This is a genomic window from Streptomyces sp. NPDC001700 (assembly GCF_053596435.1).
The window spans coordinates 275,125-291,697 of the sequence record NZ_JBSFGE010000009.1 but is presented as its reverse complement, the minus strand read 5'-3'; the positions used below and the strand labels follow the sequence as shown (position 1 = coordinate 291,697).

Genomic DNA, 16,573 nt, shown 5'->3' with positions numbered 1-16,573 from the left:
CGGTTATAGTCCCCTTCCCTCTGTTTCTCTCTGCGAGCGGGAACGAATGTCCACGCGCGGGCGGGAGGCGTGCCGCTCGGGTCGCGTCCGCTCCCGCCCGGGCCCGTCAGCCGCCGAGCACCCGCCGCAGATAGTCGTTGCCGAACACCCGGTCCGGGTCGAGCCGGTCGCGCACCGCGGTGAACTCGCCGAACCGCGGATAGACCCCGGAGAGATACGCGGCGTCGCGGCTGTGCAGCTTCCCCCAGTGCGGGCGTCCGCCGTGCGCGGTCATGATCTGCTCGGCGGCCGTGAAGTACGCCCGGTGCGGGGTGCCCCGGTAGAGGTGGACGGCGATGTACGCGGTGTCCCGGCCGGAGGCGGTGGACAGCGGGATGTCGTCGGCGGGCGCGGTCCGCACCTCCACCGGGAAGCTGACCCGCAGCCCCGACCGCTCGACGGTGGCCTTCAGTTCGCGCAGCGCCGGGACGGCGGCCTCGCGCGGCACCGCGTACTCCATCTCCAGGAAGCGGACCCGGCGCGGGCTGGTGAAGACTTTGTAAGGGATGTCCGTATACGTGCGGGCGGACAGGGCGCGGCTGGAGATCTTGGCGATCCCGGGGATGGTGGCGGGGACCGCCCGGCCCACCGTGCAGGCCATCTGGAAGATGCCGTTGGACAGCAGTTCGTCGTCCACCCAGCCGCTCACCCGGCCGACCGGGGAGGCGGGGCCGGTGCTGCGGTTGTTGCGCTTGGTGTTGCAGTTGCCGGTGTGGGGGAACCAGTAGAACTCGAAGTGCTCGTTCTCGGCGACGAGTTGTTCGAAGTCCGTCATCACCCGTTCGAAGGGCATCGGTTCCTCGCGCGCCGTGAGCAGGAACTCGCGCTCCACTCCGAACGTGATCGCGGTGACCACGCCCAGCGCGCCGAGGCCGACCCGGGCGGCCGCGAAGATCTCCGGGTGCTCGGTGGCCGAGCAGCGCAGGATCGAGCCGTCCGCCGTGACCAGCTCCAGCCCCTTGATCTGGGCGGCGGTCGAGGCGCTGTCGCGTCCCGTCCCATGGGTGCCGGTGGAGGTGGCCCCGGCCACCGTCTGCTCCATGATGTCGCCCATGTTGGTCAGTGACAGACCGTGGGCCGACAGGGTCTCGTTCAGCTGACGCAGCGAGGTGCCCGCCGCGACGGTCACCGTGCCCGCCTCCCGGTCCACCTCCCGCACGCCCGCCAGGCGGTCCGGGCGTATCAGCACGCCGTCGGTGGCGGCCGTGGTGGTGAACGAGTGGCCGGTGCCCACCGCCTTGACCCGCAGTCCGTCCGCCACGGCCTGGCGCACCGCCTCGGCCAGCTCCTGGGTGGAGGAGGGGGCCACGCTCCGCACCGGACGCGCGATGACGTTCCCCGCCCAGTTACGCCACACGCTGTTTCGCTCGGTTCTTACGGTCTTGACGGCCATCCGCTCCCGACCCCTCCCGCTGTGGCGCCGGCCGGAGCCGGCGATACCCGAGGAACGCCACCGCCGCCGCGAGCGCCCCGGCCACGGCCGGCACCGCGTACCCCGCGCGGGCCCCGGCGGCGTCCACCACCCCTCCGGTGGCCGACGAGCCGAGCGCCACCCCGACCATGAGCCCGGTGCTCACCCAGGTCATGCCCTCGGTCAGATGCGCGCGTGGTACGTGCTGTTCGACGAGGGCCATGGTCGTGACCATCGTCGGTGCGACGGCCAGGCCCGCGACAAAGAGCGCCACGGCCAGAAACGAAAGGTTCCCGACCAGTTGGAGGGGGATCATACTCACGGTCATCGCACAAATACCCAGCAACCAGCGGAAAGAGAGCGATCTTTTGAGCGGCAGCAGTCCGAAGACGGCTCCCGCCCCGCAGGAGCCCAGCGCGTACACCGCCAGGACCAGGCTCGCCGCCGCCTTGTGCCCCTGGTCCTCGGCGTAGGCCACGGTCGCCACGTCGACCGCCCCGAAGATCGTGCCGACCGCGATGAAGGTGAGGACCAGCACCTGGAGCGCGCGCGAGCGCAGCGCGGAGCCGCCGGTGTGCGTCCCGCGCGGATGCGGCGCGGGCTCGGTGGCCCGCTGCGCGGTGAGCCAGAAGACGCCGACGGCCAGGAAGCCAGCGGCGACCAGGGGGCCCGCCTCCGGGAACCAGGCGGTGCAGAGCCCGATCGAGATCACCGGCCCGAGGATGAAGCAGACCTCGTCGACGATGGCCTCCCAGGCGTACGCGGCGTGCAGTTCGCGCGGGGCGTCCTGGTGGATCGCGGCCCAGCGGGCCCGCACCATGGACCCGACGCTCGGCACACACCCGGCGGTGGCGGCGAACGCGAACAGCGTCCAGTCCGGCCAGCCCCGGTGGGCCGCCAGCAGCAGCCCGGTCAGCGAGGTGAGCGTGATGAGGGCCGCGGGGCGCAGCACCCGGCGCTGCCCGTACCGGTCGACCAGCCGGGAGATCTGCGGGCCGATGACGGCGACGGAGAGCGCGAGGGTGGCCGCCAGCGCACCGGCCAGCCCGTACCGGCCGGTGAGTTGGGAGACCATCGTGACCACGCCGATGCTCGTCATGGCCACGGGCATCCGCGCGATGAACCCGGCCACGGAGAACGCCTTGGCGCCGGGGGCGGCGAAGATCACACGGTACGGACTGGGTCCGGGCATGGCAGGGGCCTCCGCGGGCGGGCAGAGCGGCGGGACGGGACGGCGGAAGTGGGGGAGAAGCAGGTCGGCGGAGCCGGTAAGGCACGTCGAAGCTGATACAGCTTACGGTCACCCCGGGGCCCGCACAGGGGCATTTCCCGCCTGTCCGGGGCTGGTGGCAGGATCGGGACCATGCCCGAACAGTCAGCGCAGACATCCCCCGCTCCGTACGACGCCCTGCTGTTGCTCTCCTTCGGCGGGCCGGAGGGCCCGGAGGACGTCGTGCCGTTCCTGGAGAACGTCACGCGGGGGCGGGGCATCCCCCGGGAGCGGCTCAAGGAGGTCGGGCAGCACTACTTCCTGTTCGGCGGTGTCAGCCCGATCAACGCGCAGAACCGCGAACTGCTGCACGCGCTGCGCAAGGACTTCGCCGAGCACGGGCTGGAACTGCCGGTCTACTGGGGCAACCGCAACTGGGCCCCGTATCTGACCGACACCCTGCGCGAGATGGTCGCCGACGGCCATCGCCGCATCGCGGTGCTCGCCACCAGCGCGTACGCCTCGTACTCGGGCTGCCGCCAGTACCGCGAGAACCTCGCGGACGCGCTGGCCGCCCTGGAGGGCGAGGGGCTGCCGCTGCCGCGCGTGGACAAGCTGCGCCACTACTTCAACCACCCCGGCTTCGTCCGGCCCATGGTGGACGCGACGCTGGCCGCGCTCGCCGAACTGCCCGAAGGGCTGCGGGCGGGCGCCCACCTCGCCTTCACCACCCACTCCATCCCGACCGCCGCCGCGGACACCTCCGGCCCGGTCGAGCAGCACGGCGAGGGCGGTGCGTACGTCGCCCAGCACCTCGACGTCGCCCGGCTGATCGCCGAAGCGGTGCGCGAGGAGACCGGCGCGGTGCACCCCTGGCGGCTGGTCTACCAGTCCCGCAGCGGCGCCCCGCACATCCCCTGGCTGGAGCCGGACATCTGCGACCACCTGGAGGAGCTGCACGGCGAGGGGGTGCCCGCCGCCGTGATGGTCCCGATCGGCTTCGTCTCGGACCACATGGAGGTCAAGTACGACCTGGACACCGAGGCGGCGGCCAAGGCGGCCGACCTGGGCCTGCCGGTCGCCCGGGCCCGGACGGTGGGCGCCGATCCGCGGTTCGCGGCGGCGGTGCGCGATCTGCTGCTGGAGCGCGCGGCCACCGAGCGGTTCGCCGCGGGGGAGGCACCGGCGGCCCCGGAGCGCTGTGCGCTGGGCGCGCTGGCGCCCAGCCACGACCTCTGCCCGGTGGGCTGCTGCCCGGCCCGCTCCCCCCGCCCCGCCGCCGCGGGGGCGGACTGAGCCCGCACGGTGCCACCGCCGATCGCACACGCAGTACGCACGGGTAATCCGCTAAGGAGCACGATGACCGACTCGCTCAACGCCGAACTGCTCGATCTGGCCCTGGAGGTCGCCCGCCGGGCCGGGGACCTGCTGCGCGACGGCCGCCCGGCCGACCTCGGCGTGGCCGCCACCAAGTCCAGCCCGATCGACGTCGTCACCGAGATGGACGTCGCCTCCGAGAAGCTGATCACCGACTTCCTCGCCCAGCACCGCCCGCAGGACGGGGTGCTGGGCGAGGAGGGCGCGAGCAGCGAGGGCACCAGTGGCGTCCGCTGGGTGATCGACCCGATCGACGGCACGGTGAACTACCTCTACGGCCTCCCGTCCTGGGCGGTCAGCATCGCCGTCGAGCGGGACGGCGAGGCGGTCGTCGGCGTGGTGGCGGCGCCGATGCGCGGCGAGACGTACCACGCGGTGCTCGGCCAGGGCGCGTACGCCAACGGGGAACCGGTGCGGGTGCTCCCCGCGCCGCCCTTCGAGCAGGCGCTGATCGGCACCGGCTTCGGCTATGTGCGCGAGCGCCGCGTGGGGCAGGCCAGGGTCCTCCACGAGCTGCTGCCCCAGGTGCGCGACATACGCCGCGGCGGTTCGGCCGCCATCGACCTGTGCGACGTGGCCTGCGGGCGGCTCAACGCGTACTACGAGCGCGGGCTCAACCCCTGGGACTACGCGGCCGGTGCCCTCATAGCCCGCGAGGCGGGCGCGCTCACCGGCGGACGGCCGGGCGTACCCGCCTCGACGGAGCTGACCATCGCCGCCGCCCCTGGGCTCTTCGAGCCGCTGCGGGCGCTGCTGGAGGACCTGGGCGCCTGGCACGACTGAGGACGGCCCGGACCCCTCGCGCACGCGAAGCGCCCCGGTGCCATGAGGGCACCGGGGCGCTTCGGCGTGGTGTGTACCGGTTGTGCGTCATGCGGAGGCGTACCGGAGCTGGATCGGTCTCCGTCACACCGGGTGATCAAGCCGCCGGGAACATCAGGCGGCGCACTGGATCAAGCAGCCTGGATCAAGCGGCGCTTACTTCGACGCCGTGCTCGGCGGCCAGCCGGCGGAGGTCTTCCAGCTCCGCCAGCTCCACATCGGCGAGGAACTCGTCGCCCGTCTCACGGGCGCGGGTCAGATCGGTCTGGGTGGTCTCTATACGCTGCAGAATGCCTGCGGTGAACGCGTCCATGGTGCGCCCCCTCGTCGTGGGTCGGTGGCACGGGGGTGTGCCGACGGCGGGAGCGATCACGTACGTGAATCCCTGAGGGTGGCAGCGGCATCACGGGATAGCCACATACAGGGCGTGATCGCGGGGTGTGCAGTCGTCCTCCCCACCCCACTCGGAGCGGAAACCTCCGCCGCGAAAAGTTTCTCGATGATCTTGAAGTCGGCCGCCCGGCACCTCTTACCGCCGGTTTATGAGACTTCGAGGCAGGATGGAGGCGCCGAACGCTGTGGAGCACGAGAGCCCGCCGCGGCCATGAGGGAAGGACCAACGACGTGCGTGTACTCGTCGTCGAGGACGAGCAGCTGCTCGCCGACGCGGTGGCCACCGGACTGCGCCGGGAGGCCATGGCTGTCGACGTCGTGTATGACGGTGCCGCCGCCCTGGAGCGCATCGCCGTCAACGACTACGACGTCGTGGTCCTCGACCGTGACCTGCCGCTCGTCCACGGTGACGACGTGTGCCGCAAGATCGTCGAACTCGGCATGCCCACCCGCGTCCTGATGCTCACCGCCTCCGGCGACGTCAGCGACCGCGTCGAGGGGCTGGAGATCGGCGCCGACGACTACCTCCCCAAGCCGTTCGCCTTCAGCGAGCTGATCGCGCGGGTGCGGGCGCTCGGCCGACGGACCACCGTCGCCCTGCCGCCGGTCCTGGAGCGGTCCGGGATCAAGCTGGACCCGAACCGCCGCGAGGTGTTCCGGGACGGCAAGGAGATCCAGCTGGCGCCGAAGGAGTTCGCGGTGCTGGAGGTCCTCATGCGCAGCGAGGGCGCCGTGGTCTCCGCCGAGCAGCTGCTGGAGAAGGCCTGGGACGAGAACACGGACCCGTTCACCAACGTCGTCCGGGTCACCGTCATGACGCTGCGCCGCAAGCTCGGCGAGCCCGCGGTGATCGTCACCGTTCCCGGCTCGGGCTACCGGATCTGACGGGCATGGCCACGACCCCACTCCCCCCGGCGGCCCCGCCCAAGCCCAGCTGGGACCCGCGGCACACCTCACCGCCCAACCCCTGGCTGCGCCCCACCATCCGGATACGGCTCACCCTGCTGTACGGCGGGATGTTCCTGATCGCCGGGGTGCTGCTGCTGACGATCATCTATCTGCTGGCGGCCGACGCGATCCGCCGGGGCAGCGAGTTCCCGCTGCAGATCGTGCGGATCGACTACAAGCCCTCCGACACGTGCCATCTGCCCAGCCAGGGCAACAACGACGCGTTCAACCGGGCGGTGGCCCAGTGCATGTCGCAGCAGCGCGACTACGCCCTGGACGGGCTGCTGCGCCGCTCGCTGCTGGCGCTGCTGGGGCTGGCCGTGGTCGCGTTCGCGTTCGGCTACGCCATGGCCGGGCGGGTGCTGTCGCCGCTGGGCCGCATCACCCGTACGGCGCGTCAGGTGGCGGGCTCGGACCTGTCCCGCCGGATCGAGCTGGACGGGCCGGACGACGAGCTGAAGGAGCTGGCGGACACCTTCGACGAGATGCTGGAGCGGCTGGACCGGGCGTTCACCGCCCAGCAGCGGTTCGTCGCCAACGCCTCGCACGAGCTGCGCACCCCGCTGGCGATCAACCGCACCCTGCTGGAGGTGCAGTTGTCCGATCCGCAGGCGTCCCCGGAGCTGGTCCAGCTCGGCAAGACGCTGCTGTCCACCAACGAGCGCAGCGAGCAGCTGGTGGAGGGTCTGCTGCTGCTGGCCCGCAGCGACAACGAGATCGTCGACCGCAAGCCGGTGGATCTCGCGGAGGTCGCCTCCCAGGCCCTCGAACAGGTCCGGGCCGAGGCCCAGGCCAAGGGGGTGGAGATCCGGGGCGACCGGGCGGCCGCGGTGGTCCAGGGCAACGGGGTGCTGCTGGAGCGGATCGCGCTGAATCTGGTACAGAACGCGGTGCGCTACAACGTTCCCGACCACGGATGGGTGGAGGTGACCACCGAGGTGCGGCAGGGGCAGGCGGTGCTGGTGGTCGCGAACACCGGCCCGGTGGTCCCGGCGTACGAGATGGACAACATCTTCGAGCCCTTCCGCAGGCTCCGCACCGAGCGCACGGGCAGCGACAAGGGTGTGGGTCTCGGACTGTCGATCGCCCGCTCGGTGGCGCGCGCCCACGGCGGCCGCATCGCGGCCGAGCCGAGGGAGGGCGGTGGCCTGGTCATGAGGGTGGTGCTCCCGGTCTGAGCGCGGAACGGCGGAACGCTGAAATGGGGAGTACCCTCGTGGGGTGTTCGCTTTGGGCGGAATTTTCGTGATCCGCCCACCGCCTGTATCGTGTGTGATCGATCACATGGGCGATTTTCAAGCCATACACTCTGCGTGATCGTGCCGGTTGCCGGAAAGCCGTAAAAATCCGGGTTTTCAGGCACCGTGATCACGGGAAGTACACGTCATGGCGCGCGAGAGTGCGACATTCGGACCGTGTACGGTCCCGATGGCCATCCAACCCGATCACCTCTTCAGGGGTGCGGTTGGGTGTCGATTGAGTAACAGACCTTGATGTGAGGCAAAATCTCCGCCTCAGGTCGGGCACAAGTCCGGCCTCTCACGCGTTACGAGCGCTGAGACACCGCAGACACCCAGAGGGGGAGAGCGACATGGCAACGGATTACGACACCCCACGCAAGACCGACGATGACGTCAACGAGGACAGCATCGAGGAACTCAAGGCCCGGCGGAACGACAAGTCGGCGTCCACGGTCGACGTCGATGAGTTCGAGCAGGCCGAGGGCCTGGAACTGCCCGGCGCGGACCTCTCCAACGAGGAGCTGTCCGTGCGGGTGCTGCCCCGCCAGGCGGACGAGTTCACCTGCATGAGCTGCTTCCTCGTGCACCACCGCAGCCAGCTGGCCAACGAGACCAAGAACGGCCAGCCGATCTGCCGCGACTGCGCGGCCTGAGCCGCAGGCCAGGCGTGGACGCGGAGCACGGCGGCGTGGACGCGGGGCACGGCGCCGTGAACGAGGCGGACGAGGCGCATGTCGAGCGGGGCCGGGTGGCCTCGCTCGCGGCCGCCCTCGGCCGCGGCGTTCGACAGGGCGGTGACCGCGCCCGGGCGGGGGTAAACGCGGTCGCCGACCGGATCGTGGCGAACGCACCGCGCATTCCGGTCCGCGACCTCGCGGCACTCCGCAAGCAGTTCCCCGGGCTCGGCCCGGAGGAGATCGCGGACAAACTGGTGGCGGGTGCGGCGAACGGCACCTCCACCGTGGGAGCGGGCGTCGGTGCTGCGGCGATGCTGCCAACCCCGCCCGCCATGCCCACCGAGCTGGCCGCCGAGATCGTCGGCGTGGCGTCCATAGAGTTCAAGCTCATCGCCGAGCTGCATGAGGTCTACGGGCTGCGGGCGCCCGGGACCGTGCGGCAGCGGGCCACCGTCTACCTCAGCGCATGGGCCGAGGAGCGCGGGGTCGACCCCACCGTCCCCGGCAGCGTCAACGCCGCGCTGAACGTCCGGATGAAGCGCGAGCTGCGCCAGCAGGTGGTGAGACGGAGCTTCCGGAATCTGCCGGTCCTCGCGCCCTTCATGGTCGGCGCGGCCATCGGCGCCTCGATGAACCGGCGCGACACCAAGAGACTCGCGCACAAGATCCGCAAGGATCTGCGCGACCGCCAGGTGCCCTGGGACGCCCTTCCGCCGTCCCCGGAAGCCCTCGGCGACACCCCCGGCGAACTGCCGCCCCCCAAGCTCTCGTAAGCCCCCTGAGCCCCCTTAAGGGGCCGTCAGGCGCGTACGGCCGTCAGCGCCGCCGCCAGGCCCTCCGGATCCCGGGTGGAGACGTACACGTACGGCGTCGGATCCTGCGGATCCGTGACCTCGACCCGCAGCGCGGTCGGGATGTAGCTCCGCAGCAGCATGAAGGCCCGCGGATCGGCCTTGTACGACCGCCAGGCGGCCGCCTCGTCGGCGTCCAGCACCTCGGCGGCCCCGAGCGCCGACACCGGGATCCTGGCCTCTCCCGCCACCAGCGAGTCCGCCACCACCCGCACCCGGGCCGAGCCGTACGAACTCACCGCGACACAGGCCAGCGCCCCGCCCCCGATCAGGCCGCCGAGCATCGGCAGCGTGCCGAACGGCAGCATGATCAACGCCGTCGCGAACCCGATCAGAATCGCGATGAACCACCATGAACGAGGCGCGGTCAGACGTTCGTCGTAAGGCTGCATGCGTATCAGCTTGGCATGGCCGCCTGCCGGGGCATCCCGCGCGGGTAAGGTCAGCCGTTGTGAGTGGAAGAACGACAGTGCTGAAGCCGCCGGACGGCGCCACGGCACCCGTGCGCCACCCCGACGCGCCCGCGCCCGGGGAGCCGCTCGGAGCGCACTACGACCAGTGCTTCGGGTGCGGTGAGCAGAGCGGCGGCCTGCGCCTTCGGGTGCGGGCGGGCGAGGGCGTCGGCCTCACGGCCGAGTTCACCGTCGACACCGCCCACCAGGGCGCGCCGGGCCTCGCCCACGGCGGGGTGCTGACCGCGGCGCTGGACGAGGCGCTCGGGGCACTCAACTGGCTGCAGCGCGTGATCGCGGTGACCGGGCGGCTGGAGACGGACTTCGTCCGGCCGGTGCCCGTCGGCACCGTGCTGTACCTGGAGGCACGGGTGACCGCCGTGCACGGGCGCAAGCTCTACTGCGCGGCCACGGGCCGCATCGGAGGCCCCGAGGGGCCCCTCGCGGTGCGCGCGCAGGCCCTCTTCATAGAGGTGCCGGTCGACCACTTCATCAAGAACGGCCGGTCGGAGGAGATCAACGCGGCGCTCTCCGACCCGGATCAGCTGAAGGTCGCGCGCGCATTCGAGGTGAATCCGTGACTCCCGTACCGGTGGACGTGTTGATCCGCAGGGTGGACCCCCAGGTGCCGATCCCGGGGTATGCCCACCCGGGCGACGCCGGTGCCGATCTCGTCACCACCGAGGCGGCGGAACTGGCCCCGGGCGAGCGCGCGGTTCTGCCCACCGGAGTGTCTATCGCGCTCCCGGAGGGGTATGCCGCCTTCGTGCATCCGAGGTCCGGACTCGCCGCCCGCTGCGGGGTCGCCATGGTGAATGCCCCGGGGACCATCGATGCCGGGTACCGTGGAGAGATCAAGGTGATCGTGGTCAATCTCGACCCGCGCGAGAGCGTGCGGTTCGAGCGCTACGACCGGATCGCCCAGATGGTCGTCCAGCAGGTCGAGAAGGTGCGCTTCCAGGAGGTGGCGGAGCTTCCCGGGTCGGCGCGGGCCGAAGGGGGCTTCGGGTCCACCGGCGGTCATGCCGCCGTGGACGGCACAACGGGTGGGAATGGATACGCTTCGGTCGGTTCCGACCGGGAAGGACGATGACGTGTTCGGACGTCGCCGCAAGCGCAGCGAGGAGGACGTCGAGTCGCTCGACGTGACCTCCGAGGAGTTGGCCGAGGACGCGGAGGACGCGGAGGATGCGGCGGCCCTCGACGAGGGCGACGCGGATGCCACGAGGGTGAGCCTGCCTCCCGCGCCACGCCCCGACGGCCCGTGGGACGTGTCCGAGGTGCGGGAGCCCGGCGAGGGCCGGGTGGACCTCGGCGGCATGTTCGTGCCCGGTGTCGAGGGCATGGAGCTGCGGGTGGAGGTCGCGGGGGACGCGATCGTGGCCGCCACCGTGGTGCTGCGGGACAGCGCCGTGCAGCTGCAGGCGTTCGCCGCGCCCAAGAAGGAAGGCATCTGGGGCGAGGTACGGGACGAGATCGCCACCGGCATCACCCAGCAGGGCGGTGTGGTGGACGAGGTCGAGGGCCCGCTCGGCTGGGAGCTGCGGGCCCAGGTGCCCGTGCAGCTGCCGGACGGCAAGAACGGCGTCCAGGTGGTGCGCTTCATCGGCGTCGACGGGCCCCGCTGGTTCCTGCGCGGAGTGATCTCCGGGCAGGGCGCCGTGCAGCCCGAGACCGGCAGCCTGCTGGAGGCGATCTTCCAGGACACGGTCGTGGTGCGCGGTGAGGGCCCGATGGCCCCGCGCGACCCGATCGTGCTCAAGCTGCCGAACGACGCGCAGATGGTGCCCGACGGGGTGCAGCAGGAGGAGGCGCAGGGCTCGCGGTTCGCGGGCGGCGCCGACCAGCTCCAGCGCGGTCCGGAGATCACCGAGGTGCGTTGACGGCCGGAGGCCGTAAAGCCAGGTCAGAAGGGGTCCGGGGAATGTTCCCGGACCCCTTCGACTTTTTTTCGCATCACGTTGAACACTGGTGCGACCCGGGGCGTATTGATGGGCGAGACCCCCTGTCCGACCTCAACGAGGTGAGTGATCAATGTCCCGAGGCCTTCCGTTACTTCACCGTCGGCGGATTGTTGTCGCCGGTGTGATCGGCGGCATTACCTGTGCGTCCGTCGCGGTGGGAGCCGCCATGGCCGGTCAGGACGACAGCAGCGGCACGGACAAGGCGTCGGTCAAGGCCGCGTCCTCCATCAGCTGCCCCGCCGTGGAGGGATCCCTCCCGGAGATCCCTGCGGAGGCCAAGGCGGAGGTGGACCGTAACCTCGCCCTCCTGGACACCCAGCTCGCCGAGGCGAACAAGCGGCTGAGCACCAGCGCGGGCGAAGGCGGCCCGAACTTCGTGCAGAACGCGATCCTCGGTCCGCTGGCGGACAAGCGGAAGTCCACCCTCGACCGCATCGCGATCTCCATCGGGCGCCGGGCCGAGAAGCCGACCGGGCTGGACGCGCTCGCCGAGTGCTCGGTGTCCGGCGGCGACGCCGGAGCGGGTGCCGAGTCGGGCGCCGGGGCGGACCCGACGGCCGCGGCCTCGGCCGACCCCGCGGCGGAGACCGGCGCGGACGCGGGTGCGGACACGGGTGCCGGTGCCGACGAAGGCGCCGACACCGGCGCGGGCGCCGGTTCCGGCCAGACGATCAGCTGCCCGGACGTCGCCGGGGAGATCGGCGACGTGCCGGCCGCCGCCCAGGCGGAGGTGGACCGCAACCTCGCGCTGCTGGACACGCAGCTCAGCGAGGCCAACAAGAGACTCGAGACCTCCGCGGGCCAGGGCGGCCCGAACTTCGTCCAGAACGCGATCCTGGGCCCGCTGGCGGACAAGCGGAAGTCCACGATCGACCGCATCGAGATCTCATTCTCCCGCCAGGGCTCGACCGCCCCCTCCGGTCTTGACGCCCTGGCGGGCTGCTCGCTCGCATCCGGCTGAGTCCCCGGCGTAAGGCTCGGCTGATGTGAGCGTTCTACCGGTGGGCCGTACTTTTCTCTGCGGAGTACGGCCCACCGGCTATGTCGCGTGCGCTGATGGGCGTACGCGTCATCACCCCCGCGCGGCCTTTGGCGTCAGGGAGGCGTCAAGAGCGCGGGCACCGCCGTAAGGGAGCCGTCAACGGCGGGCTCACACGCTCCGAACAGGGGTTTCCTCTAGAGGTCAGCACTCCACCGATCCTCTAGGAGCCCACGATGGCCGACCTGGCCTTCGTCGTCACCACGCTCGCGGTCTTCGCGCTGGTGGCCCTCGTCGCCAAAGGGGTGACGAAGCTGTGACCGCCGAGAACGTCGTCGGCCTGGTCGTGGCCGTCGCGCTGCTGGGCTATCTGGTCCTCGCCCTCCTCTTCCCCGAGAGGTTCTGAGGGCGTCATGAGTTCCGAACTCGCCGCGGCGCTCCAGCTCGCCGCGCTCATCGGCGCGCTCGCCCTGGTGTACCGGCCGCTCGGCGACTACATGGCCGCCGTCTACCGCTCCGGGAACCATCTGCGCGCCGAGCGGTGGATCTACCGCTGTATCGGCGCCGATCCGGACACCCGGATGCGCTGGCCCGCGTATCTGCGCGGAGTGCTCGCCTTCTCCGGCGTCAGCGTCCTGTTCCTGTATCTGCTGCAGCGCGTCCAGGGCGCCCTGCCGCTCTCGCTCGGCTTCTCGTCGATCACCCCGGCGCAGGCCTTCAACACCGCCGCGTCCTTCGTCTCCAACACCAACTGGCAGTCCTACGCGGGCGAGCAGGCCATGGGCCATGTCGTCCAGACGGCCGGCCTCGCGGTGCAGAACTTCCTGTCCGCCGCCGTCGGCATCGCGGTGGCCGTCGCGCTCGTCCGGGGCTTCGCCCGCTCCCGCACCGGCGAGCTGGGCAACTTCTGGGCCGACCTGGTGCGCACGACCGTCCGCGTCCTGATCCCGATGGCGGTGATCGCCGCGGTCGTGCTGGTGTCGTGCGGCGCGATCCAGAACTTCGCGGGCATCCACGAGGTCGGGCAGCTCACCGGCGGCAGCCAGCAGATGAACGGCGGGGCGGTCGCCTCGCAGGAGGCCATCAAAGAGATCGGCACCAACGGCGGCGGCTTCTTCAACGCCAACTCCGCCTACCCCTTCGAGAACCCCAGCGCCTTCACCAACCTCTTCGAGATCTTCCTGATCCTGGTCGTCCCGTTCGCGCTCACCCGCACCTTCGGCGTGCTGGTCGGGAACGTCCGCCAGGGGTACGCGATCCTCGCCGCCATGGGCCTGATCTGGCTCGGCTTCACGGCGCTGATGATGTGGAGCGAGTTCCACCACGGCGGCCCGGCGCTCCAGGCGGCGGGCGGCGCGATGGAGGGCAAGGAGCAGCGGTTCGGGATCGGCGCGTCCTCGATCTTCGCGACGAGTACGACGCTGACCTCCACCGGCGCGGTGAACGCCATGCACTCCTCCCTCACCGGCTTCGGCGGCGGCATCGCGCTGCTGGGCATGATGCTCGGCGAGATCGCCCCCGGAGGGGTGGGCTCCGGCCTCTACGGCATGCTCGTCATGGCCGTGATCGCGGTCTTCATCGCGGGGCTCATGGTCGGCCGTACGCCCGAGTACCTGGGCAAGAAGATCGGATCCCGCGAGATCAAGCTCGCGGCGTGCTACATCCTCGTCACCCCGACCCTGGCGCTCGGCTTCACCGCCCTGTCCATGGTGCTGTCCACCCCGCCGGACTCGATCCTCAACACCGCGGGGAACGCGACGGGCCACAGCGGGGCGCACGGCTTCTCCGAGGTGCTGTACGCCTTCACCTCCGGCGCCAACAACAACGGCTCCGCCTTCGCGGGGCTGAACGCCAACACCGACTGGTACAACACCACGCTGGGCCTCGCGATGCTGCTCGGCCGCTTCCTGCCGATGGTCTTCATCCTGGCGCTGGCCGGTTCGCTCGCCGAGCAGAAGCCCGTCCCCGCGACGGCGGGCACCCTGCGCACCGAGAAGCCGCTCTTCGCGGGGCTGCTGGTCGGCGCGATCATCATCGTCACCGGTCTCACCTACTTCCCGGCCCTGGCCCTTGGCCCGATGGCGGAGGGACTCTCATGAGCACGACCACTCCCGTACGCCCCGCCCCCGGCGGCGAGCGCCCGCACCGGCACGACGCGGAGGGCAGCCGGGTCTCCGGCGGTCTCTTCGATCCGCGGCAGCTGCTCACCTCGCTGCCGGACGCCTTCCGCAAGCTCGATCCGCGGGTGCTGGCGAAGTCCCCGGTGATGTTCGTGGTGGAGATCGGCTCGGTGCTCACCACCGTGCTGGCCGCCTTGAACCCCGGCGACTGGTTCGGCTGGGCGATCGGGGTCTGGCTCTGGCTGACCGTGCTCTTCGCCAATCTCGCCGAGGCCGTCGCCGAGGGGCGCGGCAAGGCGCAGGCCGACACCCTGCGCAAGGCCAAGACCGACACCGAGGCCCGGCGGCTGGCGGGCGGCGGCGAGGAGCGGGTCCCGGGCACCGCGCTGCGCGTCGGGGATCTGGTGGTGTGCGAGGCGGGCGAGGTCATCCCGGGCGACGGCGACGTCGTCGAGGGCGTCGCGTCCGTCGACGAGTCGGCCATCACCGGCGAGTCCGCGCCGGTCATCCGCGAGTCCGGCGGCGACCGGTGCGCGGTGACCGGCGGCACCAAGGTGCTCTCCGACCGCATCGTCATCAAGATCACGACGAAGCCGGGGGAGACCTTCATCGACCGGATGATCAATCTGGTCGAGGGCGCCGCCCGGCAGAAGACCCCGAACGAGATCGCGCTCAACATCCTGCTGGCCTCGCTGACGATCGTCTTCCTGCTGGCGGTCGTCACCCTCCAGCCGTTCGCGATCTACGCGGGCGCCGAGCAGACCATGATCGTGCTCGCCGCGCTGCTGGTGTGCCTCATCCCGACCACCATCGGCGCCCTGCTCTCGGCGATCGGCATCGCGGGCATGGACCGGCTGGTCCAGCGCAACGTCCTCGCGATGTCCGGGCGCGCGGTCGAGGCGGCGGGCGATGTCTCCACGCTGCTGCTCGACAAGACCGGCACCATCACCCTCGGCAACCGGCAGGCCGCGGAGTTCGTCCCGGTGAGCGGGGTGTCCGCGGCGGCGCTCGCGGACGCCGCCCAGCTCTCCTCGCTCGCGGACGAGACGCCCGAGGGCCGCTCGATCGTGGTCCTCGCCAAGGAGGCGTACGGCCTGCGCGCCCGCCACGAGGGTGAACTCGGCCACGCCGCGTTCGTGCCCTTCACCGCGCAGACCCGGATGTCCGGCGTCGACGTGGACGGCACCAGGGTGCGCAAGGGCGCGGCGGGAGCCATCGTCGCCTGGGTCGGTGAACGGGGCGGACAGGTCTCGCCCGACGCCCAGGACAAGGTCGACCTCATCTCGGCGGCGGGCGGCACCCCGCTGCTGGTCGCGGTCGAGGACGCGGACGGCCCGCGGGTGCTCGGCGTGATCCACCTCAAGGACGTCGTCAAGGAGGGCATGCGGGAGCGGTTCGACGAGCTGCGCCGGATGGGCATCAAGACCGTGATGATCACGGGCGACAACCCGCTGACCGCCAAGGCGATCGCCGATGAGGCGGGGGTGGACGACTTCCTGGCGGAGGCCACGCCCGAGGACAAGATGGCGCTCATCAAGCGCGAGCAGGCGGGCGGCAAGCTGGTCGCGATGACCGGCGACGGTACGAACGACGCCCCCGCGCTCGCCCAAGCCGACGTCGGCGTGGCCATGAACACCGGCACCTCGGCCGCCAAGGAGGCCGGGAACATGGTCGACCTGGACTCCGACCCGACCAAGCTCATCGAGATCGTCGAGATCGGCAAGCAGCTGCTGATCACCCGGGGCGCGCTGACCACCTTCTCGATCGCCAACGACGTCGCGAAGTACTTCGCGATCATCCCGGCGATGTTCGCGGGCGTGGCGGGCTACCAGGGCCTGGACGCGCTCAACATCATGCACCTGGCCTCGGCCCAGTCGGCGATCCTGTCCGCGGTCGTCTTCAACGCGCTGATCATCGTCGCGCTGGTGCCGCTCGCCCTGCGGGGCGTGCGCTACCGCCCGATGAGTGCCGACCGGATGCTCCGCCGCAACCTCGCCCTCTACGGCCTGGGCGGGCTCATCGCCCCGTTCATCGGCATCAAGATCATCGACCTGATCATCTCCCTCATACCGGGCATCGGGTGACTGGA

17 protein-coding genes are annotated in these 16,573 nt (G+C 71.1%); 13 read left to right on the top strand and 4 right to left on the bottom strand.

The window, feature by feature from the left end:
* Window positions 1-106 precede the first annotated feature (106 nt).
* Both ACWC5C_RS19660 and ACWC5C_RS19655 read right to left on the bottom strand, forming a co-directional pair.
* Window positions 107-1,432 (bottom strand): D-arabinono-1,4-lactone oxidase, encoded by a 1,326-nt coding sequence (locus ACWC5C_RS19660; RefSeq protein WP_450876860.1) that lies wholly within the window; start codon window positions 1,430-1,432, stop codon window positions 107-109.
* The gene (locus tag ACWC5C_RS19655; protein ID WP_450876858.1) at window positions 1,386-2,642 is read right to left on the bottom strand and encodes an MFS transporter; all 1,257 of its coding nucleotides are present in this window, start codon (window positions 2,640-2,642) and stop codon (window positions 1,386-1,388) included. Before ACWC5C_RS19655 ends, ACWC5C_RS19660 begins: the two co-directional genes overlap by 47 nt.
* A gap of 171 nt (window positions 2,643-2,813) precedes the next feature.
* Between ACWC5C_RS19655 and ACWC5C_RS19650 the strand changes: the two genes are divergently transcribed.
* Both ACWC5C_RS19650 and ACWC5C_RS19645 read left to right on the top strand, forming a co-directional pair.
* The gene (locus tag ACWC5C_RS19650) at window positions 2,814-3,956 is read left to right on the top strand and encodes a ferrochelatase (RefSeq protein ID WP_450876856.1); all 1,143 of its coding nucleotides are present in this window, start codon (window positions 2,814-2,816) and stop codon (window positions 3,954-3,956) included.
* A gap of 63 nt (window positions 3,957-4,019) precedes the next feature.
* Window positions 4,020-4,820, top strand: a complete 801-nt coding sequence (locus ACWC5C_RS19645) for an inositol monophosphatase family protein (protein ID WP_450876854.1) — start codon at window positions 4,020-4,022, stop codon at window positions 4,818-4,820.
* 184 nt (window positions 4,821-5,004) lie between these two features.
* On the opposite strand, the gene ACWC5C_RS19640 is transcribed toward ACWC5C_RS19645, so the two are convergent.
* The gene (locus ACWC5C_RS19640) at window positions 5,005-5,172 is read right to left on the bottom strand and encodes a hypothetical protein (RefSeq protein ID WP_385440994.1); all 168 of its coding nucleotides are present in this window, start codon (window positions 5,170-5,172) and stop codon (window positions 5,005-5,007) included.
* A gap of 311 nt (window positions 5,173-5,483) precedes the next feature.
* Here ACWC5C_RS19640 and ACWC5C_RS19635 point away from each other — a divergent pair, with 311 nt between their 5' ends.
* The 4 genes from ACWC5C_RS19635 (at window position 5,484) to ACWC5C_RS19620 (ending at window position 8,891) form a co-directional block, all read left to right on the top strand.
* Window positions 5,484-6,137, top strand: coding sequence for a response regulator transcription factor (locus tag ACWC5C_RS19635; protein ID WP_358620699.1), 654 nt, complete (start codon window positions 5,484-5,486; stop codon window positions 6,135-6,137).
* Between the two features lie 5 nt (window positions 6,138-6,142).
* On the top strand, window positions 6,143-7,378 hold the full coding sequence (locus ACWC5C_RS19630) for a sensor histidine kinase (RefSeq protein WP_385440990.1): 1,236 nt from the start codon (window positions 6,143-6,145) through the stop codon (window positions 7,376-7,378).
* A 413-nt stretch (window positions 7,379-7,791) separates the two neighbouring features.
* Window positions 7,792-8,094, top strand: coding sequence for a DUF4193 domain-containing protein (locus ACWC5C_RS19625; RefSeq protein WP_014175864.1), 303 nt, complete (start codon window positions 7,792-7,794; stop codon window positions 8,092-8,094).
* A gap of 14 nt (window positions 8,095-8,108) precedes the next feature.
* The gene (locus ACWC5C_RS19620) at window positions 8,109-8,891 is read left to right on the top strand and encodes a hypothetical protein (RefSeq protein ID WP_450876851.1); all 783 of its coding nucleotides are present in this window, start codon (window positions 8,109-8,111) and stop codon (window positions 8,889-8,891) included.
* A gap of 26 nt (window positions 8,892-8,917) precedes the next feature.
* Here the strand turns inward: ACWC5C_RS19620 and ACWC5C_RS19615 are convergent, their stop codons facing one another.
* Entirely contained in the window at window positions 8,918-9,361 is a 444-nt protein-coding gene (locus ACWC5C_RS19615; protein ID WP_385440987.1) for a DUF3093 domain-containing protein, read from the bottom strand.
* A 59-nt stretch (window positions 9,362-9,420) separates the two neighbouring features.
* On the opposite strand from ACWC5C_RS19615, the gene ACWC5C_RS19610 reads away from it, so the two are divergent.
* The 7 genes from ACWC5C_RS19610 to kdpB all read left to right on the top strand — a co-directional run bounded on the left by ACWC5C_RS19610 (window position 9,421) and on the right by kdpB (window position 16,568).
* On the top strand, window positions 9,421-10,002 hold the full coding sequence (locus ACWC5C_RS19610; protein ID WP_450876849.1) for a PaaI family thioesterase: 582 nt from the start codon (window positions 9,421-9,423) through the stop codon (window positions 10,000-10,002).
* Window positions 9,999-10,514, top strand: a complete 516-nt coding sequence (dut, locus tag ACWC5C_RS19605; protein WP_079038332.1) for a dUTP diphosphatase — start codon at window positions 9,999-10,001, stop codon at window positions 10,512-10,514. Before ACWC5C_RS19610 ends, dut begins: the two co-directional genes overlap by 4 nt.
* Window position 10,515: 1 nt before the next feature.
* Complete coding sequence (locus ACWC5C_RS19600) at window positions 10,516-11,304, top strand: DUF3710 domain-containing protein (RefSeq protein ID WP_450876846.1); 789 nt, start codon at window positions 10,516-10,518, stop codon at window positions 11,302-11,304.
* Window positions 11,305-11,455: 151 nt separating this feature from the next.
* Window positions 11,456-12,346, top strand: coding sequence for a hypothetical protein (locus ACWC5C_RS19595; RefSeq protein ID WP_385440980.1), 891 nt, complete (start codon window positions 11,456-11,458; stop codon window positions 12,344-12,346).
* A gap of 334 nt (window positions 12,347-12,680) precedes the next feature.
* Entirely contained in the window at window positions 12,681-12,770 is a 90-nt protein-coding gene (gene kdpF / locus ACWC5C_RS19590) for a K(+)-transporting ATPase subunit F (RefSeq protein WP_037817630.1), read from the top strand.
* Between the two features lie 7 nt (window positions 12,771-12,777).
* On the top strand, window positions 12,778-14,463 hold the full coding sequence (gene kdpA / locus ACWC5C_RS19585) for a potassium-transporting ATPase subunit KdpA (RefSeq protein ID WP_450876843.1): 1,686 nt from the start codon (window positions 12,778-12,780) through the stop codon (window positions 14,461-14,463).
* Complete coding sequence (gene kdpB, locus ACWC5C_RS19580; protein ID WP_450876841.1) at window positions 14,460-16,568, top strand: potassium-transporting ATPase subunit KdpB; 2,109 nt, start codon at window positions 14,460-14,462, stop codon at window positions 16,566-16,568. The genes kdpA and kdpB overlap by 4 nt, the downstream gene beginning before the upstream one ends.
* Window positions 16,569-16,573: the final 5 nt, after the last annotated feature.